2 protein-coding genes are annotated in these 5,495 nt (G+C 56.0%); both read left to right on the forward strand.

The window, feature by feature from the left end; genetic code table 11:
• Positions 1-337: T9SS type A sorting domain-containing protein (locus FJY67_11145; GenBank protein ID MBM3330003.1), on the forward strand; the 337-nt coding region annotated here is incomplete at its 5' end.
• 68 nt (positions 338-405) lie between these two features.
• On the forward strand, positions 406-5,495 hold a 5,090-nt coding region (locus FJY67_11150; protein ID MBM3330004.1), incomplete at its 3' end, for a hypothetical protein.

A 5,495-nucleotide genomic window follows, 5' to 3' on the forward strand; every position in this document is an offset into this window, starting at 1 on the left:
CCGGACGCCGAGCAATCAGCGGTTCCAGTTTGCGATCGATCCCGATGCGGCGCCGGGTGCGGTTCCGGTTCCTATCGAATTTGGATTTCAGTCGGTGCATCCGAACCCGTTCAATGCGCGGCTTGCGGTGCGGTTTGGGCTAGACCAGATGGGCTTTGCGCGGCTTCGATTGTTCGACGTCCTGGGCCGGGAGGCGGCGGTGTTGTTTGCGGGTCCATCGGAGCCGGCTTACCGGACGGCGGTGGTGGATGGGAATCGTCTGTCGTCGGGGGTCTATTACCTGAGGCTCGAGTCGGCCGGTCGGGTAGAGGTGCGGAAGGTGGCGCTGGTGAGGTAGAGATTGCAGGGATTTTTATACTGAGGTGTAGTCGTCGGTCAAGGGTTAATCATCATCCAGGGCTGAACATGAAACGAATCTGGCTTGCAGCAGCGCTGTCTGGTTTGGCGGTACACGCAGGCTTATGTTCTGACGAAGGCCTTACCGCCGGTCATGCAATGCAGATATCCAGGATTGACCTTTCAGGGATTACCTTGAGTGTCACACCCGAAACCATCGACCGGGTCGAGTATTCGGATGAGACCGGTCGATTTGAGCGGATGGAAATCCCCGGTGAAGGCTACTTGAGCGAGCCGGGACGGCCACTCCTGCCGGCCGTAACACGGTGGGTGATTGTACCGGGAGACAAGGCACTCGAACTGGTTGTTACTGCGTCCGAGCCAAGGCGGGAGAGCGCCAAACTTCCGCATTTTCTGGCGCTGAATGAAGATGGATCAGCAGCGGCGGCTGTCCCGCCGGACCTGCGAACAAACGGCCCCTACCCGGCTGACCTGGCCGTAATGTCGGAGCCGATTGTCATGCGCGGCGTCCGGATGGTGTCGGTGACGACCTATCCGGTGCAATACGATGCAAACTCCGAAGAATACTTAATACGCGACCGGATCGACACTGAGATTCGCTTTACGGAAGGTGAACCTGTCAATCCAGTCTTCCTGTCCCAGCGCACCCACCGGAGCGCAACCTTCCTGAAAATGATCCGTGAACTGGCACTGAACGGCGATGACGTCGGTCGCGACGACCCCGATCGCGACCATCGACCGGCCTATGTCGGGCACTATATAATAGTAGTCCCGGATGGCCTGGTACGTTATGCAGCCCCGTTCATCGAATGGCGCCGCAAGAGCGGATACAAGGTCGAGATCCTCGCGGTGCCACAGAATCGAGAACAAGACGGGAACTGGATCAAGGGGGAGATTCAGACCCGGTATAACGGCTACCTCCGCAACGGTGTCGATCCATTCGACTTCGTTATGATCGTCGGTGACCACCAGGGCGTTCCGAATGAAGCCGGTAGGATGATTGCGAATCCCAATTATGATTGGGACTATGCTTGCCTTGAAGGCAACGACCAGATGGCCGATGTTGGCATTGCAAGATGGCTGGCGGGCAATGAATCGATGATCAACCTCAACTCGACGCGGACGTTGTTGTATGAGGCTACGCCCAGATTCGATAATCCCAACTGGATGAACAAGGGGGTCGTCTTTTCGCAGCGCTGGTCCGGGACCTGGCATCCTTCAGTCCATACCAATGTTCGTTTCCTCGTCCAACACTTCAGACAGCGCGGGATGGAGGCTGCATTCTACGAAGATATGCAGAATACTGACCAGTCCGGCGCCAACGTCTCGAACTTTCTCTACCAGCAGTTCAATGCCGGCGCGAGTGTCATTGCAGGACGGGCGCAAATGGCGTCGTTCAGGATCAATAATGTCAATCCTAACGACATTTTTCCGGTCATGTTCAACTTCGCCGGGCATCAACAGAACATCACCTGGCTCGCGTTACGAACCTATGTCAATAATCGAGCAGTCGGACCGGTGGCGGCAACGAATGTCTATGAGAACCAGATGACTTATCTCAACAACCTGATGTGGATTGAGGCTGTTAATGGACACCTTCTTAAGGATTTGCCATTCGGTTGGACACGAGTCTATGTGATGCTCGGCGCCAGCCAATATCTCGGCAACAACTTCGGTAGTATTCAGACTGTGAATGTCCGGACGTGTTACTATGGTGATCCCGGACTGCAATCGTGGTTTGGTGTTCCGCGTCGGATCGAGGCTGAAGTCGAAGGTGTTGTAAACACAGCGATGCGGCGACTCGACCTCCGCGTGACTGATGTGCAGAACGATGATCCCGTTGCTGGCGCACAAGTAACGGTATATGCTCCCGGCGACATGCCAGCCTACGACAGCAATGACTACCCAGCCTACAATGGAATGCAATGGTGGACGATGGGAACGGACGAAGATGGCTATGCACGTTTTGTTTTCGACAACGATGTGACGTTCGTACCGAATACAAACGTCTTTTATACGGTAACGGGCCGCACCATCAAACCGCTCTTTTCAGATGCGGTGCTGCGCGCTCCCACAACAGGTTTGGTTGTCCGTAATCACGCATTTGCCGAATTGGAAGGCAATGGCGACGGCGAGCCGAATCCCGGTGAAGTCCATGCCTTGGATTTGACCGTTATGAATGTCGGAAATCGCGCGCTTGAGGATATTGTCTTACACCTCTCGACGGATTCGCCCTATGTCACGGCTGTGGTCGATGAGGTGCGGATTGGGAGCATAGAAGCGCGCGGGGAGGTTCAAGTCGAAGGCGCGCGTATTGCCATTCAGCCCGGATGCCCGGATGGCGCGACCCGGCCGATCACGAGACCGGTTGTCAACCTACGATTTGAGAGCGGTAACTCATCTTGGGCGAGTGCCATAACCTTGACTCCACGAGCGCCAAATCTCGAGTTGCTCAGGGTCGTTGGTGGCGAAGTCGTCGTCGATACGGTGTTCAATCTGAATCTGGAGATACGCAACATCGGCTCGGTGCCGACAGGCCCCTTGCGAGGTCAGGTGCGCACCCTGGCCGGGGGTATAAGTTTGATTACCCCTAACGTCACGTTTTCGGCTATTGAGCCGGGTGATACGGCCCGCATCAGCGGCGACCTGCCGATGCTGGCTGGCAGTCGCGTCGTCCCGCCGGGATTCGTTAATGCGATGGAGTTGATCCTCTTTGATGACAACGACTTCCGGGATACGTTGGACTTCACGTTGCGCATCGCCACGCCCCGCTCTTCGGATGTGCCGCTTGGCCCCGACGCCTATGGCTACATCTGTTTCGACGATACCGATCAACGTTGGGACTCGGCTCCAGATTATGATTGGATTGAGATCGACCTGCGCGAAGATGGAAGGCGGTTCGACGGGCGACGCATTGATTACTCAAATCAGGAGTTTGCCGATATTGGTGAAGCGGCGCTGGTGCAACTGCCCTTCGACCTGACATTCTATGGCGAGCGCTATGATCGCATCACAGTAGTGACGAATGGCTATATCACAGTAGGAGATCAGCGTCCGTCGGTCAACTTCCTTAACTGGCCGATGGAACGTGCCATTGGCGCTGGCGCCGGGGTCATTGCGCCACTGTGGGACTGGCTCGATCTGGCACAGAACGGTCGCGTCTATACCTTCTTTGACGAGGATCAAGGCCGGTTTATCGTTGAGTGGGCGAGGATGAACTATTATCAGAACAACCAGATCGAACTGACGTTTCAAGTAGTTCTTTACGATCCTGAAGTCTGGACAACCCCCACCGGCGACTCGCAGATCCTCTTCCAGTACCGCAACTTTACTGCAGCGCAGGGCAATTCGGATAATCCTTACGCTTCAGTAGGAATTTCCAGCCCGGATGGCACAACCGGTATTGGCTACTCCTACGGCAACTCCTATCCGACGGCGGCAACACCTATTGCAGCCCGACGGGCGTTGCTCTTCCAGGCTTCTCCCTCCTTTCGTCAGGGAATCGTCTATGGCTATGTAACCGATCATGCCACCGGAACGCCCGTTCCCGATGCGGTTGTCTTCACCGGACATGGCTTCGCATCGATAACTGACGAAGCGGGATTCTATCGCATCAATCCTGCATTGGCCGAAGCGCCCTTCAGGATCATCGCCAAGAAGCAGGGTTACAACGATTCGACTTATACCGACCAACGGGTTGCCGAAGGCGACAGCATCCAGATCGATTTCGACCTGCTTCATCCCGAGATTATGCCTTCCCAGGCGAATTTCTGGTGGAGAATGGACTCGGGTATGGTTCATCAGATTCCCTTCAGCATTTTCAATGCCGGGAATGGGTCGTTGACCTGGAGTGCCGAGAAGCGTCTGCCAGGCGATGCCAACGCCCGGCCTTGGGAGTTTCGTCGCAGTTACGATGTTGGCGCCCGCACCCGCGACGACCGCATCGAAGGCGTCGTCTTTGCCCAGGAGAAGTTCTACTGCGCCGGCGCCAGCAACCTCGCCGGGCAGGATACCACCAACTATATCTGGGTCTTCGACCGCGAAGGCGCATTGATCGACACCCTGACACAACCGGGTCGGTCAACCTACGGGATGAAGAACCTCGCCTGGGACGGCAACTGGCTCTGGGGCGGGCAGTCCACCGGTGACGCCAACGTCTATGCCATCCACCCCGAAACCGGGGAGGAACTTCGTCGCTGGTCAGGGCCTTTCAATCCGAACACTGGAGTCGTCTGGGATAATAGCGAGGGTCGGTTGTGGGTATGCAGTCAGTCATCGGCTTCTATTGTTGCCTATGACATTGATGGAAACCGGCTGGGACCAACATTGAACAAGCGTCCGTTTCGCATTGCCGGTATGGCTTGGTGGCCGGAAGATCCGGATGGCTTCCCGCTATACTTCATTCATTCAGCGGGACTCAACGACGACCGTGTTTACAAGATGAACCCGACGACGGGCGATACCATGTACGTAACCAACGTCCTTCCGCAGAATGCGACGGGGGCTTTAGGTGCCTATATTATCAATACGTTCGACATCTACAGTTGGGTCTTCATGGTGGTCGCCAATGTGCCGCGTGACCTGGGGGGCGACCGGATCGACATCTATCAACTGGACGGTCGAAAGGACTGGATCGACCTCGATGTCTGGTCGGGGGTGCTCGAGCCGATGAGTGCACAGGAGTTTGTGCTGACGCTTAACTCAGACGAACTGCCGGATACTCTCTTCGAGGGGGAGATTTTCTTTCGGCACAATGCATCGGGCGGTCAACTGCAACTGCCCATAACACTCGATGTGATCGGCGAGATGGCGCCGGAGCCCTTTGATTTGGTCGTGCCGGAGAATGGATCGCGGTTCAGGGCACTTCCCTATTTGGATGACACGTTGCGCGTCCCAGCAATCCGGTTTGGCTGGCTGCCGTCGTTTGACTGGAATCATGATCAAGCGATCACTTATCGCTTGTCGCTCTATGCCGGAGGCGACTCGGTTGTAACCTGGAGCGCGGACACAACGAAGGTATTGCTTCTCGATACCCTGGGACTTCCCTTCGAACTCAACGTCCCTATCGAATGGGTTGTGATGGCGCACTCCGCCAATGAGTTCACACCGAGCAACCAACGGTTTGCGTTTGTCGTCGA

The sequence above is a fragment of the Calditrichota bacterium genome, assembly GCA_016867835.1.
Classification (GTDB): domain Bacteria; phylum Electryoneota; class AABM5-125-24; order Hatepunaeales; family Hatepunaeaceae; genus VGIQ01.